This is a genomic window from Flavobacterium sp. (genome assembly GCF_031381455.1).
Lineage (GTDB): Bacteria > Bacteroidota > Bacteroidia > Flavobacteriales > Flavobacteriaceae > Flavobacterium.
Genome location: NZ_JANMXZ010000015.1, coordinates 1 through 17,702, shown reverse-complemented (window position 1 = coordinate 17,702; position 17,702 = coordinate 1). Strand labels below are relative to the sequence as shown.

17 protein-coding genes are annotated in these 17,702 nt (G+C 34.4%); 3 read left to right on the top strand and 14 right to left on the bottom strand.

The features are described from left to right. Window positions 1-16: 16 nt before the first annotated feature. Genes rodA through purH form a run of 6 tightly spaced genes read right to left on the bottom strand, consistent with a single transcriptional unit; the run spans window position 17 to window position 7,230 of the window. Window positions 17-1,276 carry a rod shape-determining protein RodA gene (rodA, locus tag RMN97_RS04895; RefSeq protein ID WP_309613409.1) on the bottom strand — a complete coding sequence of 420 codons (1,260 nt, stop codon included), beginning with the start codon at window positions 1,274-1,276 and terminating at the stop codon, window positions 17-19. Between the two features lie 11 nt (window positions 1,277-1,287). Then, window positions 1,288-3,243, bottom strand: coding sequence for a penicillin-binding protein 2 (gene mrdA, locus RMN97_RS04890; protein ID WP_309613408.1), 1,956 nt, complete (start codon window positions 3,241-3,243; stop codon window positions 1,288-1,290). After that, the gene (locus RMN97_RS04885; protein ID WP_309613407.1) at window positions 3,240-3,746 is read right to left on the bottom strand and encodes a rod shape-determining protein MreD; all 507 of its coding nucleotides are present in this window, start codon (window positions 3,744-3,746) and stop codon (window positions 3,240-3,242) included. Before RMN97_RS04885 ends, mrdA begins: the two co-directional genes overlap by 4 nt. Beyond that, on the bottom strand, window positions 3,739-4,566 hold the full coding sequence (gene mreC / locus RMN97_RS04880) for a rod shape-determining protein MreC (protein WP_309613406.1): 828 nt from the start codon (window positions 4,564-4,566) through the stop codon (window positions 3,739-3,741). The genes RMN97_RS04885 and mreC overlap by 8 nt, the downstream gene beginning before the upstream one ends. Before the next feature lie 55 nt (window positions 4,567-4,621). Continuing rightward, complete coding sequence (locus tag RMN97_RS04875; protein ID WP_236397682.1) at window positions 4,622-5,650, bottom strand: rod shape-determining protein; 1,029 nt, start codon at window positions 5,648-5,650, stop codon at window positions 4,622-4,624. Window positions 5,651-5,703: 53 nt separating this feature from the next. After that, window positions 5,704-7,230, bottom strand: a complete 1,527-nt coding sequence (gene purH, locus RMN97_RS04870; protein WP_309613405.1) for a bifunctional phosphoribosylaminoimidazolecarboxamide formyltransferase/IMP cyclohydrolase — start codon at window positions 7,228-7,230, stop codon at window positions 5,704-5,706. Between the two features lie 206 nt (window positions 7,231-7,436). Between purH and RMN97_RS04865 the strand changes: the two genes are divergently transcribed. Continuing rightward, window positions 7,437-8,693, top strand: coding sequence for an ABC transporter permease (locus RMN97_RS04865; protein WP_309613404.1), 1,257 nt, complete (start codon window positions 7,437-7,439; stop codon window positions 8,691-8,693). Window positions 8,694-8,840: 147 nt separating this feature from the next. Here the strand turns inward: RMN97_RS04865 and RMN97_RS04860 are convergent, their stop codons facing one another. The 4 genes from RMN97_RS04860 to RMN97_RS04845 form a co-directional block, all read right to left on the bottom strand. Continuing rightward, on the bottom strand, window positions 8,841-9,209 hold the full coding sequence (locus RMN97_RS04860) for a PH domain-containing protein (RefSeq protein WP_309613403.1): 369 nt from the start codon (window positions 9,207-9,209) through the stop codon (window positions 8,841-8,843). A 22-nt stretch (window positions 9,210-9,231) separates the two neighbouring features. Further along, window positions 9,232-10,086, bottom strand: coding sequence for an acetyl-CoA carboxylase, carboxyltransferase subunit beta (gene accD, locus RMN97_RS04855; protein ID WP_309613402.1), 855 nt, complete (start codon window positions 10,084-10,086; stop codon window positions 9,232-9,234). An 80-nt stretch (window positions 10,087-10,166) separates the two neighbouring features. Continuing rightward, window positions 10,167-11,234, bottom strand: coding sequence for a class II fructose-bisphosphate aldolase (fbaA, locus tag RMN97_RS04850; RefSeq protein ID WP_309613401.1), 1,068 nt, complete (start codon window positions 11,232-11,234; stop codon window positions 10,167-10,169). Window positions 11,235-11,283: 49 nt separating this feature from the next. Further along, window positions 11,284-13,821 carry a BamA/TamA family outer membrane protein gene (locus tag RMN97_RS04845; protein ID WP_309613400.1) on the bottom strand — a complete coding sequence of 846 codons (2,538 nt, stop codon included), beginning with the start codon at window positions 13,819-13,821 and terminating at the stop codon, window positions 11,284-11,286. A gap of 37 nt (window positions 13,822-13,858) precedes the next feature. On the opposite strand from RMN97_RS04845, the gene RMN97_RS04840 reads away from it, so the two are divergent. Beyond that, complete coding sequence (locus tag RMN97_RS04840; protein WP_309613399.1) at window positions 13,859-14,590, top strand: RNA methyltransferase; 732 nt, start codon at window positions 13,859-13,861, stop codon at window positions 14,588-14,590. A gap of 20 nt (window positions 14,591-14,610) precedes the next feature. Here the strand turns inward: RMN97_RS04840 and RMN97_RS04835 are convergent, their stop codons facing one another. The 4 genes from RMN97_RS04835 to RMN97_RS04820 all read right to left on the bottom strand — a co-directional run bounded on the left by RMN97_RS04835 (window position 14,611) and on the right by RMN97_RS04820 (window position 17,024). Then, on the bottom strand, window positions 14,611-15,321 hold the full coding sequence (locus RMN97_RS04835; protein WP_309613398.1) for a porin family protein: 711 nt from the start codon (window positions 15,319-15,321) through the stop codon (window positions 14,611-14,613). A 21-nt stretch (window positions 15,322-15,342) separates the two neighbouring features. Next, window positions 15,343-16,074, bottom strand: coding sequence for a bifunctional demethylmenaquinone methyltransferase/2-methoxy-6-polyprenyl-1,4-benzoquinol methylase UbiE (gene ubiE / locus RMN97_RS04830; RefSeq protein WP_309613397.1), 732 nt, complete (start codon window positions 16,072-16,074; stop codon window positions 15,343-15,345). 132 nt (window positions 16,075-16,206) lie between these two features. After that, the gene (locus RMN97_RS04825; RefSeq protein WP_309613396.1) at window positions 16,207-16,689 is read right to left on the bottom strand and encodes a dihydrofolate reductase; all 483 of its coding nucleotides are present in this window, start codon (window positions 16,687-16,689) and stop codon (window positions 16,207-16,209) included. Continuing rightward, window positions 16,686-17,024 (bottom strand): 2TM domain-containing protein, encoded by a 339-nt coding sequence (locus tag RMN97_RS04820; RefSeq protein ID WP_309613395.1) that lies wholly within the window; start codon window positions 17,022-17,024, stop codon window positions 16,686-16,688. Before RMN97_RS04820 ends, RMN97_RS04825 begins: the two co-directional genes overlap by 4 nt. Window positions 17,025-17,261: 237 nt before the next feature. Between RMN97_RS04820 and RMN97_RS04815 the strand changes: the two genes are divergently transcribed. Beyond that, window positions 17,262-17,558: an isoamylase early set domain-containing protein gene (locus RMN97_RS04815; RefSeq protein ID WP_309613394.1), complete on the top strand. Its 297-nt coding sequence runs from the start codon at window positions 17,262-17,264 to the stop codon at window positions 17,556-17,558. Window positions 17,559-17,702: the final 144 nt, after the last annotated feature.

The window sequence follows — 17,702 nt, the reverse complement described above, 5'->3', positions numbered from 1 at the left end:
AAAATGGTTATTAAAACTACCACTCATTGACTTTGTTGGCATCCATTTTTAGGAAGATAAAAAGCAAAATTGTAAAGCCCCAAAGTCCGGAACCACCATAAGAAAAGAATGGAAGTGGAACACCGATGGTTGGGAATATACCTGCTACCATAGCAATATTTACAAAAAAGTGAATAAATAATATTCCAGCGACACAATAGCCATAGACTCGGCTAAACTTGGTTTTTTGCCTTTCTGCCAAATAGATAATCCGCATGATTAAACAAAGGAAAAGACCTATTACAAAAAGACAACCCAAAAATCCCCATTCTTCGCCAACCGTTGTAAAGATATAATCGGTATGCTGTTCTGGCACAAAACCACCTTTAGTTTGTGTTCCTTCAAGATAACCTTTGCCAAACCAACCACCAGATCCGATAGCAATTTCAGATTGATTAGTGTTATAACCAATACCTTTCATATCGACTTCTTTACCCAAAAGAATATTAAATCGGTCTCTGTGATGTTGTTTAAATACATTTACAAAAACATAATCGACAGAATAGACAAAGCCACCAATCATCACAAATATTAGGGAACTCAAAATCCAGTTTCTATTTATGATACGGCTTCTGTAGTATATAAAAAGGATGACGACTAAAGCAATTCCGGTTAATATTATAGGTTTTACTACCAAGGCCAATACAAATAAAACCAACGCTATAAAGCCTGTCCAAACATACCATGAAGGCAATCCTTCTCTGTATAAAACCAATATGAAAACACTATAAATTAAGGCGCTTCCAGGGTCATGAGGGACAATTAATAATATGGGTAAAAATAGGATTCCCAGCACTTGTATTTGTCTGTTTAAATCTTTTAAATTGACTTGAACATCACTTAAATATTTTGCCAAAGCTAAAGCAGTTGCAGCTTTTACAAACTCGGAAGGTTGTATACCAAACGATCCAAAAGAGTACCAATTGGCTTGGCCTTTTATGGTTTTTCCAAAAACAAATAAACCGGCTAATGACAATAAACCAATGACATAAATTACACTGGAAAATTTTTCGTAAAACTTTCCGTCAACAGATAGCACAACAAATATTAACGGAATCGTAAGGATGATAAACATAAATTGTTTACCATAGATTTGGGTGAAGTCAAAAATCGAAGCTTCTTGTTCTATCGAAGATAATGAAGACGAATAGATATTCAGCCATCCTAATATCACTAATGTGAAATAGATAACAATACTTATCCAGTCTAGATTATTGGTTACACTTTGATTTTTCATTTTTTTAGAAACTAATTTTCTGGAGCATCATTTATTTTAACTTCCGGCTTAGCTACTTTAACTTCCGGTTTTAATACAATTGGTTTTGCAGGACCATCAATTTTTGATTTAGTCAAAGTATCTACAATCGGATTTGCATAATATTTATTGTATTCACCTTGAAGACTTCCTTCCAGCATTCGTTTTTCTAAATCGGTTCTTGTAATTTTTCTTTTGATATATTTTTCAATCATCAAACTTGTAATTGGTCCAGCCCAACGAGCTCCCCAATAGCCATTTTCAACAAAAACAGCAATGGCAATTTTGGGATTATCCTTTGGCGCAAAAGCCACAAATATAGAGTGATCCTGAAGTTTTACTCTTTTACCATTAATTTTTGCAAAATTTTCTGCTGTTCCTGTTTTCCCACAAATATCAATACCTTCAACATTTAAACCATGTGCCGTACCTAAATTATAAACGTCAAATAATCCGCTAATCATAGGCTCGAAATATTTTTTGTCAACGGTGGTTACATGTTTTGTTGTGAATTTTTTATCAATAGCATGACCTTTAATTTTTTTGATAATATGAGGCGTATAATAATAACCACGATTAGCAACGATAGCAATCATGTTGGCTAATTGAATTGGAGTCATTAAAACTTCCCCTTGACCAATAGCATTAGAAACAATCGTCTTGCTTGACCAGCCCCAACCAGGATACATTTTTTTATATGTTTTGGATGTAGGCAGGTTACCCTTCTTTCCAGTTGGCAAATCATAACCCATAAACTGTCCTAAACCAAAACTTTTCAAGTGATTGCTCCACACATCAACCCCTTTTGGCGGATTGTTATACTTGTCAATTGTTTTCATATAAGAGCTTGAGAAGAACGTATTACAAGATTCGTAAATTCCTCTATGAAATTGAATAGAACCACCATGGCAGTGACATTTCATAAAACGACCTGGCGCGTAACTAAAACCGTGACGACAAACAAAAGCGGTAGTTTCATTAATCGCGCCTTCTTGTAAAGCAACTAATCCGGTTAGAATTTTAAATGGCGAACCAGGCGTGTATTCTGCCAACAATCCTCTATCGTACAAAGGTTTTGCAATAGAGTCTTTATATAAAGTAGTGTAGTTTTTAGATCGCTGTCTTCCCACCAAAATGGCAGGATCATAAGAGGGAGCAGTTACTAAAGCTAAAATTTCACCGGTTTTTGGTTCGATTGCTACAATTCCACCACGTTTGTTAACCATTAATTCTTCTCCATATTTTTGGAGTTCGGCATCAATACTCAAATTAATATCACTTCCTTGAACGGCAATGGTATCAAATTTCCCTTCTTTATAGGAACCAATATCTCGGTTATATTTATCTTTTTGAATGTATTTTACTCCTTTTACACCACGTAAAAAATCTTCGTAACTTTCTTCAACACCTTGTCTCCCAATTAAATCGCCACTATTGTAATACTTATTTTTTTGAATAATTTTATCATTCACTTGAGTGATAAACCCAAAAACATTAGCGCCAAATGCTACCTGATAATCTCTTAAAGCACGTTTCTGAATATAAAAGCCAACAAACTTTCTCTGAATTTCCTGAAAAGCAGCGTACTCTTTTTTATTCAGTTGCGATAGAAAAACAGAAGGAAGTCTGGGACTATATACTTTAGCTTTGGCTACTTTTTTAAGAAAGTCTTCTTTGGTGATTTTTAGTAACGAACAGAATTCGGTTGTGTCTAAATCTTTGATATCTTTTGGGATAACCATGATATCATAAGAAGGCTGATTGGCTACTAAAAGGTTACCTGTTCTATCATAAATATAACCACGTTCCGGATAATCATAAGCGATTTTTATCGCGTTGTTATCCGATGCCAATTTAAGTGTATCATCGATTACTTGTAAATAAAAAAGGCGTAAAACAAGTAAAATTGTAGCGATAAAAATAATTGTGGGCAACAAAACTTTTCTCATCGCTTACTTGGCTTAATGATATAGATAATAATAATACAAGTAATAATTGTAAAAATGGTACTTAATACGGTTCGGACTAAAATATCCCAAAGGAAACTTACTTTGAAAACTTCGAGTACAAACAATACAAAGTGATGCATTACAACGGCAATTAGTAAAAATGAAAATCGTTCCGGAGTTAAAACATCATTTAGTCTAACGGTTTGGTATTCATAACTTAAACCAAATGAAAATTTAAAAATTGCGGGTCTGAAATAGGCAAGAACCAAACAAGCTGCGGCATGAACTCCACCCGAATTCCAAAACATATCCATCAGTAATCCCAAGAAAAAGCTAGCAACTAATAAACCGCTTTTGTTTCCGTTTACAGGATATAAAACAATGAAAAGCACATATGGAAACGGATTGATAAAGCCAAAAAGATCAATTCTGTTGAATATCAATATCTGTGCTGCAAGCAACAAAATAAAACGCGCAATATTTCCTAACAAGGCACTATTCATCTTTCTTACTTTGATTTTCTAAAGTGGTAATTTCTTCCGTGTCTTTATTTTTAATTATATAAACATGTCCCAAATTGGTCATGTCATTGAATAGTCTAATATCCAAAGTGTAATAATTGGTTTCGTCGTCAATGTATACTTTGTCTATAGTTCCGATTCCAATATTTTCAGGGAATATGATTGACTGACCTCCGGTTACAATAGTATCGCCTTTGCGGACTCCCGCCAATCGCGGCACATCTATCAACTGAACAAAGCCAGTACTTTTACCATTCCAAACTAATGAACCAAAGTGATTTGATTTTTTAATTTTGGCATTGATTTGAGATTTCACATTTAAAACACTGATGATAGTAGAATAGTTTTTTGAAGTTTTATCTATAATCCCAACAATTCCGGCACTGTTTATTACGCCCATATTAGGTTTAATTCCCGAAGTTGCACCATTGTTAATCGTGATATAATTTTCAAGAATACTATACGAGTTATGAATGACTTTGGAAACGACGATATCCATTTTCTTAACCCCTTTAATGGAGTCTAACTGAGGTAGTTTTGTGGTGTCTTTTTGATTGAACAAAAGCGATTTTAAACGGGCATTTTCTTTGGCCAGCTCTTCATTTTGCTCTCTTAAACCAAAATACTCATCAACGTTATTTATCTTTTCGTAGATTCCGCCGGTAAAGAAATTAGCAGAACTTATGACTTTGCTTTTGTGATAAGAATGGGATTGAATAGTGAGCAAAAGTGATAATACCAAAAGCAGCAAAAACAGTAAGCGATTACTGTTTTTAAGTACAAAATTAAATATTTGCTGCATTTTTTTCTAGTGTTCAGTGTTCAGTAATAAGTGTTCAGTGTTTCCACAACAAGTACTATTTTATAAGTATGCTTCTGAATTTCGGAATATTTTTAAGCGCCATTCCGGTTCCGCGAACAACAGCTCTTAATGGATCTTCCGCAATATATACCGGCAAATCTGTTTTTTGGGAAATTCGTTTGTCCAATCCTCTCAACATAGAGCCTCCACCCGCAAGATAAATACCTGTGTTGTAAATATCAGCTGCTAATTCCGGCGGTGTTTGCGATAAGGTTTCCATGATGGCATCTTCAATACGTTGTATCGATTTGTCTAATGCTTTGGAGATTTCTCTATACGATACTTCAACCTGTTTTGGTTTCCCAGTCAATAAATCTCTTCCTTGAACTGACATATCATCTGGTGGCGTTTCTAAATCATCAGTTGCCGCACCAATTGTAATTTTGATTTTTTCAGCAGTGCTTTCACCCACAAATAAATTGTGTTGCGTTCTCATATAATACACGATATCATTCGTAAAAACGTCACCCGCAATCTTAACTGATTTGTCACAAACAATTCCGCCTAAAGCGATAACAGCAATTTCAGTTGTTCCACCACCAATATCTACAATCATGTTTCCTTTTGGTTGCATAATATCAATACCAATACCAATAGCTGCAGCCATGGGTTCGTGGATTAAGTATACTTCTTTTCCGTTTACACGTTCGCAACTTTCTTTTACCGCTCGCATTTCCACTTCGGTAATTCCGGATGGAATACAAACCACCATTCTAAGTGCCGGAGTAAACATTTTTTTCTTCAACGCGGGTATGCTTTTGATGAACATACTGATCATTTTTTCAGACGCATCAAAATCGGCGATAACCCCATCTTTCAAAGGACGTATGGTTTTTATGTTTTCATGGGTTTTTCCCTGCATCATGTTGGCTTCTTTTCCAACAGCGATAATTTTCCCCGATATTCGGTCTCTGGCAACAATTGAAGGGCTGTCAATTACAACTTTGTCGTTGTGTATTATCAGAGTGTTTGCGGTACCAAGGTCAATTGCAATATCCTCGGTCATGAAATCAAAAAATCCCATAGATTTTAGTAGGGTTAATGGTTATAAAAATTTAACGCACAAAGTTAAACAAATTAATGTTTAAAATGACGAGTTCCGGTAAATACCATTGCAACTTTATTTTCGTTACAAAAATTAATACTCAGCTCGTCTTTTATCGAACCACCAGGTTGAATAACAGCAGTAATTCCAGCGTTGTGAGCAATTTCAACACAATCCGGGAAAGGAAAAAAAGCATCACTTGCCATCACTGCACCATTCAAATCAAAGCCAAAAGTTGTCGCTTTTTCAATCGCTTGTTTCAACGCATCTACTCTCGAAGTTTGACCTGTTCCTGATGCCACTAATGTACTGTTTTTTGCAAATACAATCGTGTTTGATTTGGTATTTTTACAAATTTTTGATGCAAATAATAAATCGTCAATTTCTTGCTCGGTTGGAGCTGAATTTGTGACCACTTTTAAGTGGTCTTTTTGATCAGTAATATTGTTTTTATCTTGAACTAATAATCCGTTTAGACAAGTTCGCACCTGACGATTTGGGAGCGCAACATCATGCTGAACCAAAATGATTCTATTTTTCTTTTCGAATAAAACGGCAATCGCATCGTCATCATAACTTGGCGCGATTACTACTTCACAAAAAAGTGAGTTTATTTCATTGGCTGTACCCAAATCAATTTTTCCATTAGCAATCAAAACACCACCAAAAGCCGAAGTTGGATCACCAGCCAAAGCTGCCAGATAAGCAGCTGCCATAGTGCTTCTTGTTGCTAATCCGCAAGCGTTATTGTGTTTTAAAATGGCAAATGTCGGATCGTTATTTTTGAATTCCAAAATCAGATTTACTGCCGCATCAACATCTAACAGATTGTTGTATGACAATTCCTTTCCATGAATTTTAGTAAACATTTTATCAAAATCGCCAAAGAAAAAACCCTTTTGATGTGGATTTTCACCATATCTCAAAATCTGACCGTTATCAATACTGGCTTTGAATATCGTTTCATCTGTGTTGAAATAATTGAAAATGGCTGTGTCATAATTGGAAGAAACATGAAAGGCTTTGGTTGCCAACAATTTTCTTTGTTCCAAAGTTGTATCTCCGTTTTGAGTTGAAATCAAATCGAATAAAACTGCATATTCATTTACCGAAGCTACAATAACGGTATCATTAAAATTCTTAGCCGCAGCACGGATTAAAGAAATCCCACCGATATCAATTTTTTCAATAATATCACTTTCGCTGGCGCCTGAAGCAACTGTTCTTTCAAACGGATATAAGTCGACTATCACCAAATCAATTTGTGGAATTTCAAAATCCCTCATTTGTGCAATATCGGTTTCATTGTCTTGACGGTTTAAGATTCCACCAAAGATTTTTGGGTGCAATGTTTTTACTCTTCCGCCAAGAATTTCAGGGAAAGCCGTAACTTCTTCAACAGGAACAACAGGAATTCCTAAATTGTTGATGAATTCTTCTGTTCCGCCGGTGGAATAAATCGTTACGTTCTGTTCGTGTAGTTTGCGAACTATCGGCTCTAATCCGTCTTTTGAAAAGACTGAAATCAGCGCCGATTTAATTGTTTTTGTAGTGCTCATTGTGTAGTTGTGTGTTTAGCTTCGCTCAGTTCGGGCTATATGCCCTCGAGTTGCCACAAAAGTAGGTTTTTGCAAGGAACGAAGCAATCTGATTTTTACTTTTTTTGTAACAATATTTTATTTTTTGACACCAATAGTGCAATCTGAAAAATAGTGGTAATTTTCATTTTTTTAATCGAAATTTACAATATCATAAACCAATCTAAATGTTACTTTACTTAAGACTGCTCAAAGAAAGTTTGGCTTTTGCCATGAATGCGCTACGCAACAACAAGCTGCGAACCATGCTTTCTTTATTGGGTGTGACGATTGGAATATTTTCTATCATTGCGGTATTGGCAGCCGTTGATTCTTTAGATAGAAAAATCAAGGCTGATTTGAGTACTTTAGATAAAAATACCATTTATTTGACTAACAAGTCTTTTGGCCCAAGTGATATTCCAAGATGGAAGAGGGACCAATTTCCAAAAGTCAGTTATGAAGAATACCAATATTTAAAATCTTCGTTGAACAACATTGAAGATGTGTGTTTTCAGTATATGACTTTAAACCAAACCCTTAAATTTGAAGCAAATACGGTTGATAATGTAAATATGGTTCCGGTAACTTCTGAGTTTACATATATCCAACGAATGGAGTTTGCCGAAGGGCGTTTTTTTAATGAATCAGAATCCAATTCAGGAAAGCAAGTGGTGGTGATTGGACATGATATTGCACAATCGCTTTTTGGAGAGCTTGACCCAATTGGGAAATCGATTCGTATTTATGGACAACAGTTTAAGGTGATTGGCATTACTAAAAAGAAAGGTGATTCCACGATGGGTTTCGGAGGAGGTGATGATGTTTCTGCTTTTTTACCTTCTAATTTTCTAAGAAGAATTTATGGTGATAATAACCCAAAAGTATCAGCCATGATTATAATAAAACCTGAAAAAAGCATTGATATTGAAGAATTAAAAGGTGAAATCACTCAAAAATTACGCACTTTTAGAGGGGTAAAGCAAGGCGATATAGACAACTTTTTTATCAGTGTGCTTTCCGGTTTTACCGATTTGTTAGACGGAGTGATAAGCCAAATTCGTATCGGTGGAATTATCATCAGTCTCTTTGCCTTTTTGGTTGGTGGCTTTGGAATTGCCAATATTATGTTTGTTTCGGTGAAAGAAAGAACCAATTTAATCGGAATTCAAAAATCGTTGGGAGCCAAAAATAAATTTATCCTTTTTCAGTTTTTGTTTGAAGCGATAATTCTTTGTGTTATTGGAGGAATTATAGGCTTGGTGATAGTCTGGCTTTTGGCAATGCTACTTACAAATTCATTGGATTTTGAATTTGTATTAAGCTTCTGGAATATTTTGATAGGCTTTGGTTTATCAATGGTAGTAGGCTTATTATCCGGAATTCTACCTGCTATTTCTGCTTCAAGATTAGACCCAGTGGAAGCGATTAGAAGTGGGTTTTAGAATTAAGTGTTTAGTGTTCAGAAGTTAGTGTTCAGTTCTCATAGATTATCTAAACAAGAGATTCTTCATTACTAAAAATAAAAGACACAAAGTTTTACGCTTTTTGTCTTTGTGGTAAATAGCTATGGCTGTTTTACTGTGATTTGTTTAGGATAACTCTTGAAATTTTTTTCTGAATTCTAATGGATTTTTTATACTAGGAAATATTTCTCTTGTTCCGCCAGAACCAACAATTATGATTGTGCCATAACCAAGGATTCTTCCCAATATTGTTTGATCTATATTGACACTCTCTATTTTTGAAAGATTCATTTCAAATGTCTTTCTGCTTATCAATCCCGTCTTTATGATTAAACGTCGATTGGTAATTGCAAACTCATCAGAATATTTGTCAATCATTGGGGCTATAAACAAAGTTAGAATAGCTCTTAAATTGCAAAAAATTATCCAGTGATAAGTTGTTTCTAGTTCAACGTGTTCATCTTTAATTAAATTGTTGTTTACGTAATTTCCCATTTATTTTGAAACTAAACTATAACTATCTAATATTCTGATTTAAAATCAAATCGAGATATAAATTAATCTTGTCTTTCAATTCTTTTCTTGGGGATATAAAATCAAGGAAACCATGATCTAAAACAAACTCAGCAGTCTGGAAACCATCCGGTAAATCTTTTCCGGTTGTGTCACGAACAACTCTCGGACCGGCAAAACCAATCAAAGCACCAGGCTCAGAAATATTTACATCGCCAAGCATTGCGTAAGAAGCGGTTGTCCCACCTGTTGTTGGGTCGGTGCACAAAGAGATATATGGAATTTTAGCTTCGGCTAATTGTGCTAATTTTGCAGAGGTTTTTGCTAATTGCATTAACGAGTACGCAGCTTCCATCATACGCGCGCCACCCGATTTTGAAATCATCACAAAAGGCACTCTGTTTTTGATAGAATAATCAATACCACGGGCAATTTTCTCACCTACAACAGCACCCATCGAACCACCAATAAAAGCAAAATCCATACAGCAAACTACTAAATCGTTCCCTTTTGATTTTCCAACACCGGTTCGAACAGCATCTTTCAATCCTGTTTTCTCAATAGCGTCTTTCAAACGGTCTGAATATTTTTTGGTATCCACAAAACCTAAAGGATCTTTTGATGTCATCTTGGCATCCAATTCCTTGAACTCGTTGTTGTCAAATAAGATTTCGAAATATTCTTTACTACCAATTCTAACGTGAAAATCATCTTCCGGACTTACCCAAAGATTTCTGGCCAATTCGTCTTGGTCAATAATTTTTCCGGTTGGCGATTTATACCAAAGCCCTTTTGGAACGTCTTTTTTGTCTTCGGTTGCGGTGGTAATCCCTTTTTCTGTTCTTTTAAACCAAGCCATATTTTTATAGTTATGAGTTAAAAGTTATAAGTTATGAGTTAAAAGCATTCACTTATAACTCATAATTCATAACTCATAATTTATAATGTGTTTACATTATTCAAGTCAGCAAAAGCTTCTTCTAATCTTTTGTTAAAAGTCAGTTCGCCTTCGCGTATCCATTTTCTTGGATCGTAGTGTTTTTTGTTTGGAGAATCTGCTCCGTCCGGACTTCCGATTTGTGTTCTTAAATAGTCAATATTGTTAACCATATAATCGCGAATTCCTTCGGTAAAAGCAAACTGTAAATCGGTATCAATATTCATTTTGATTACACCATAAGAAATTCCTTCTCTGATTTCTTCAAGCGTAGAGCCTGAACCACCATGGAAAACAAAATCAACCGGATTGTGTCCTGTATTGAATTTATTTTGAACATAATCCTGAGAATTTTTCAGGATTTTTGGAGTTAATTTTACATTTCCAGGTTTGTAAACACCATGAACATTTCCGAAAGCAGCTGCGATAGTAAATCTTGGCGAAACTTTCATCAACTCTTCATAAGCATAAGCTACTTCTTCAGGTTGAGTATATAATTTTGAGCTGTCAACATCTGAATTGTCAACGCCATCTTCTTCACCACCTGTAATTCCAAGTTCGATTTCTAAAGTCATTCCCATTTTGCTCATTCTTGCCAAATAGGTTTTACAGATTTCGATATTTTCGTGAATTGGTTCTTCTGATAAATCAATCATGTGTGAAGAATACAATGGTTTTCCAGTTTCAGCGAAATGCTTTTCAGAAGCATCTAATAAACCATCAATCCAAGGTAATAATTTTTTAGCGCAATGATCCGTATGAAGAATTACCGTTGCTCCATAAGCTTCTGCTAAAGTGTGAATGTGTTTTGCTCCTGCAATTCCACCTGCAATGGCTGCTTTTTCGCCAGCATTTGAAAGTCCTTTTCCAGCATTAAATTGTGCGCCACCATTTGAAAACTGAATAATGACCGGAGCGTTTAGCTTGGCTGCAGTTTCAATTACTCCGTTAATTGTACTTGAACCAATTACGTTTACCGCAGGAAGTGCAAATCCTTTTTCTTTCGCGTAAGCAAAAATTGCCTGAACTTCATCTCCTGTTGCTACTCCAGGTTTTATATTATGAGCCATTGTTTGTGTTGTTTTAAAGTTAAGTCTACAAAAATAATAATTTCTAATTTTAGAAAGGATAATTTATTCCAATATTTAAAACGGATTTGTCAAAACGCATTTCTTTTAACCATTTCTCACCTTCCGGATTGGCAGGATTATACGTTTTGAAACCCAAATCCAAACGGATTACAAAGAAATTAAAGTCATATCTAAATCCGAAACCCGAACCAATTGCTATGCTTTCCAAAGATTTTAAACCTGAAAAAATAGCGTCTTTATTGGTGGCAATATCACTTACATTCCAGATGTTTCCGGCATCAATAAAGAAAGCTCCATTTAATTGTTGAAAAATGCCAAAACGAAACTCTGTACTAAAAAGCAATTTCATGTTCGCTTCGTTAAAGTCATTAATCGAACCGGTTTTCCCTGGACCTAAACCATAGGATTGCCATGCCCGAATATCGTTTGTTCCCCCGGCAAAGTAACTACGAGAAAATGGAACACTATTCGAGTTACCATATGGAATAGCTACGCCACAAAATGCTTTGGCTGCCAATATTTTTTTGCGTCGTAAATCCCAATGCTTAATATACTCAAACTCGGTTTTAATGTATTGTGAAAATTCTACACCAAAAGCAGTTTTTGAATTGCTTTGCGTTTGTTTAGAAGCTCCGGCTATCAGAGACATTAAGTTTCCGGCCGATTCTACCTTTGCCTTAATGGCATAAAAACTGTTGTCTGTTAAATCTTTTTGTGAAGTTTTTGAAAAGGCAATACTCGAAGCAACAATCAAATTGTCTTCGGTTAATCTTCCTTTTTGTTCAACGATGCTATTGATGGCTTTAGTGTCATTGGCGGAAGGTAAAATTACGCCATTGTTAACATCGCTCAAAAAGCTATTGACACCATCATTAATTATCAAATTGCCATTAGTATCAAAATAACTCGGATCAGCTCCATAAGAAGTTGCGAATTGATTTAAAGCTTGATAAGAGGAACGATAGACATTAAAATAGTTGTCCGGATTTATGTTTTTTACAAATTGAACATTTAACAAATCGAAACGTAAAGTTGTATTTTTTCTAGGTGTCCAATTATAAACCAGCGAACTAGTAAAGTTTTGTTTGTCTAATCCGATGTTGGTTTGCTTCGAATAACCCACACTAATTGTAGTGTAAGGAATCATGGTTTTAGGAATGATTTTGTCTGTTTTGAAAGGCAAAAACAATCGCGGAAAATTTAATTTGGCATCAGCTCCAATTTCTGAAATGTTGAAAAAATTATTGTTGGGATTGGCAAAATCTTTTGAAGCACCAATGCTTCCTCTAATTCCAATTTCAAATGTTTCAGCACCATTGAACACATTTCGAATACTCAAAAATGTATTTCCTGATATTCCAAAATCCTGTATGTTGGAATGTATAAAATCAGCAGAAAAACCAAACGTATATTTTTTTCTTGGCGACAAATAAATATTAGCAATCAAGCCGTTCTTTTGATTTTTATCTTCAATATATTGAATCAATGGATAATTGAAAACTTTAAGATTACTCAAATATTTTGAAGTCAAGGTTGTTTTATTATCCGAAAAATAATTGCCTTTGGTTACAAAAATTCCATCTGTAATTGCTTTTGGACGGTATTTCAATTTGTTGACGCTATATAAAGTGAAGCCTTTATAAACCGTGCTGTCTTTTATGGGAAGATTTTGATTGGCTGGACTATGGTCGGTATAAATGTTAACCTTACTGATTTTATACAATTCAAAAGGAACGCTGTACAAACTATCTTCCACTCGAATCGATTCGTTTTCAATATTCAAATCTACATTAGCAATACGTTTACTGGTTAAGGTGTCAATTACATAAGTCACATAGTTTTGCTGAAAACGGAATGCTCCATTGTTTCTAAAATCTTCTGTGATTCTCGCTTTTTCGGCATCGAAATTGGAATACTCAACTCGTTTCCCCGATTTTATATAGGAGTTTCTTTTTCTTAATTGATAAATAGAATCTAGTGGTTTACTCGTGATATTGCTATTAATACTATCAATCATATACGGATTCCCTTTTACAATGTCGTAGCGAAGTTTTGCTTTTTTCGGACCAATGCTGTCAATTTTATATTTACCGGCAACATCAAAATAACCGCGAGTATAATAATAATAATTCAAACGTCTAAGCGATTTTTTAGTACTGACAGTATCTAAAATCACTGGTGCTTCACCCGTTTTTCTCAGGAAATTATGAACACCAGAATACCAAAAAGATTCTCCCAATCTTTTAACTTGCTTTTTGGAAAGCCATTTAACTTTTCGGTTATATTTTTTAGGATTATTGGCGAACTTGGCTCTGTAAATAGAGTCGGTTTTTTGTTTGGCTAAATTGTAAATATTCAATCGCAGACGATAACCAAGAATAGAAGTATTTTGTTTTTGATACAACTGATTGAAAACATCTTCAACATTGTTTTTTTTACCGTCAACAACAATATTGTTTTTGGTTAGGAGACTTTTACCGTCAGGAACTCTTTTTGTGGTGTTGCAGCCAAAGATAATTAGCCCAATTAGAATAAATAATGATATTTTTGTGATACTCTTTTTCAAGTGCTGCGAAATATTTAATTCAAAAATACATTATTTTATGGTTAGTAAAAACCAAATAAAATTAATTACAAGTCTTCAACATAAAAAATATAGAATCGAGCATCAATTGTTTATTGCCGAAGGCGTAAAGGTAATACAGGAATTGTTAGCATCAAATTTTGTACTCGAACATTTATTCGAAACTGAAGCTATTTTTGAACACGTATCTATTTCCCAAAAAACAGTAATAAAAGAAGCTGACATGAAGCGAATTACAGCTTTGAGTTCGGCAAGTTCTTGTCTGGCAATTTTTAAAATTCCACCAGCATCCAAAATAGATACGAAAGGATTAATTGTCGCTTTGGATGACATTCGCGATCCGGGAAATTTAGGTACAATAATTCGACTTTGTGATTGGTTTGGGGTTACACAATTGCTGTGTTCTCACGAAACTGTAGATATGTATAATCCAAAAGTAATTCAGGCAACAATGGGTTCTATTTCTCGGGTAAAGATAAATTATGTTGATTTGAATGCGTATCTTTTGCAAAATTCACTTCCTGTTTTCGGTACTTTTATGGATGGCAAAAGCCTTTATAAAGATGCGCTGCCCAAAGAAGCAATTCTAATTCTCGGAAACGAAGCCAACGGAATTTCTGTCGAATTAGAAAAAAATATAAAAAACAGAATTGCCATTCCAAGGTTTGGCGATATACAAAAAACGGAAAGTCTAAATGTAGCTACCGCAACTGCGATTTTCCTGAGTGAGTTCAGGAGACACGAGCTTTAGCGAATTTGCGAAGCACAATCTTAATGAAAAGTGAAGTTGATAAGCACCGCACGGGTTTTCATCGATTGGATATTTCCCGTCCAAGGACTATTTGGATCAGTATCGCGAATTAATTCATCTTTTAATCCAAAAACACCACGAATAGAAGGCGAGAATTTAAAATATTCAAAATACAAATCAACACCAAAACCCACAGTATAATTCTGTGTCCAAGGTTTTACTCTAAATTTTTGCTCTAAATTATCATCTTTAGATTTTGAATTGCTCGAAAGATTTAAGGTTGATGATAATCCGCCAAGAAGATACGGTCTAACATTTCCGGTTCTCAACGAAGAAAATTTTAGGATCATTGGAAAATCAATATAGGTAGCTTTTATTTCTCTGAGACCGTCTCTTTCGTTTGTAAATTGCGAATAAGTTAGCGTTCTGCTGGCGTAATACAATCCCGGTTCAAATCGTAACTCTACATATTCATGTAAACGAAGCACGCCAACTAATCCGACGTTAAATCCGGAATGACCTTTAACATCTATAAGTTGATCCGGTGCTGGATTCGTTTTAAAATCGGTTTTAAAATCAAAAGTACTAAACCCCAAAAAATAACCCCAATACACACGTTGCTTGTCAAAATTCTCCAAATTGATAATCGGATCTTTTGTAAACATACTTTTGCCCAATTGTGCGTTGGCGTTTAGTGTAAGTAGAAGAAATAGAACTACTATTTTTTTCATATTGTTACTGAAAAGTCAGTTTCATTTTTTGGTTGCGGTATAAATTGTGGCAACACCGAATGTTTGCGGCATAGCTTTACATTCTATAAACGAAATTTTACGCAATATATTGTTTAAAGTTTCTCCAAAAGGAAAATTTGCCGCCGATTCGGATAAATAGCCATAAGCATCATTGTCTTTCGAGAAAATCTTTCCAATAATAGGTAAAATAAATTTAGTGTAAAATGTATAGCCTTGTTTGAAAGGGAATTTAGTCGGAACCGAAGTTTCTAATATTACAAAAATTCCATTAGGCTTTAAAACTCTATAGATTTCGCCTAATCCTTTTTCCAGAGTTTCAAAATTTCTGATGCCAAAGGAAACCGTAATCGCGTCAAAATAATTATCAGGATAAGGCATGTTTTCGCTGTCGCCCAAAACCATTTCTATTTTTTCGGAAAGTTTTTTGGCTTCAATTTTTTGCTTTCCAACTTCAAGCATTCCGGCTGATATATCAAGACCAATAATCTTTTTGGCAGAAGTATTTGACATCATAATCACCAAATCGCCAGTTCCGGTGGCAATGTCAAGAATGGTTTCCGGTTTTTTTTCGGCTACTAAAGCGACCACTTTTTTACGCCATTTCATATCAATACCAAGCGATATTACTCTGTTTAAGTCATCATAGTTTCCCGAAATGTTATCAAACATTTGGGCAACCTGTTCTTTTTTGCCCAATGACGAATCTTTATAGGGCGTTATAATCTTTGACATGCTTGATTTTTTTGGCAAATATAAGCCAATATTTTAATTAGAAGTAATCTTTGAAAGTAACTGAGTGCCTGAGTAACTAAGTGCCTGAGAAGTTGAGTTAATAATGGTTTATCAAAAAAATGTTTAATGAATTTACTTTTTTAGATATGACTGAAAAGTGAAGTCAAATTGGTGTTTTTCGTCTTTTGAATGAAATTCTGCGGATGTTAATTTCCATTTATTCAAATCGATTTCAGGGAAAAAAGTATCGGCATCAAAGGTGTTATGCACTCTCGTGATATCCAATTTATCAGCAATCTCAATGGATTGATTGTAAATTTCGCCACCTCCAATGATGAATAGTTCTTCGGTTGGCGGACAAATGGCAATCGCTTTTTGCAACGAATCCACCACAATGCAGTTTTCAGAAGGATATTTTTTTTGACGTGTAATAATAATATGTGTTCTGTTGGGCAATGGTTTTGGGAAACTTTCAAAAGTTTTTCGTCCCATAATAATGTAATGACCTGAAGTTACATTTTTAAATCGTTTGAAATCATCCGGCAAATGCCATAGTAGTTGGTTGTCTTTGCCAAGCGCATTGTTTTCGGCAACAGCAGCAATAAGTGTAATCATTCGGCTGTTGATTTTGAATTCTCCAAATCGTTTTTTAGTTTTTCTATTTTATTGCCTTGTCTTAGCACTAATTTATCAATTTGCTCTCTTTCCCAATGCTTATTCATAAAGTTATTAATCACAAAAACCTTGATGACATGAAGGATAAATACAAAAACCCAAACCGTAACAGCCCATGTCCACCAAGTTTTATCAGAATATAACCCTAACCATTTATTGGCTATGATTAAAAAAAGACTGCCGAGACAAAGCATTATAAAATGATAAAACAAGCCTTTTTTTTGCTTGATTCTATCTCTGGCATATTCATATAATTCGTGTTGTACTGCTTCCATAAGACGAAATTGTGGCTTAAAGGTAAAATTTATTTTTAAAATGGCGAAATATGATTTTATGATATTGCAGTAAGAAAACGTTTTCTTAATTAGAGATGCAAAATTAAAAGCACTTTAAATTATACATCTTCTTCTAAATTTGCTTAGTTTTTAGCAAATTCTTAAAAATGATTATACGTGTAAAACATATTAAACTAATGCTTTACTTTGCCTCAGTAATCTATAAATGAATTAGTTATGGCTATTAAAAAACAAGTTATAAAAACAAAACCGGTTGTAAAAGTTACCTTTTCAATCGAAGCAAAAGAAGCAAATACAGCTTCAGTAGTTGGTGATTTCAATAATTGGAATCCGGCAGAAGGGGAATTATCAAAATTAAAAAGCGGTACTTTTAAAGCTACTTTTGATTTGCCAAAAGACAATTCTTTTGAGTTCAAATATTTAGTTGATGGTAACTATTTAAATGATCCAGAAGCTGACAGTTATGCTTATAATGAGTTTGCTGGTGCAGAAAACAGTGTTTTATCTGTATAATTCCTAGAAATTAAAAAAATCCCTTAAAAACTATTTGTTTTTAAGGGATTTTTCTTTTCTCAATTTTATTAGTTTACAAGCTGGCTTTTTGTTTTAATACAAAATTATTCGATTGCAATTCTAATAATTCAGTTGTGTTTCTAC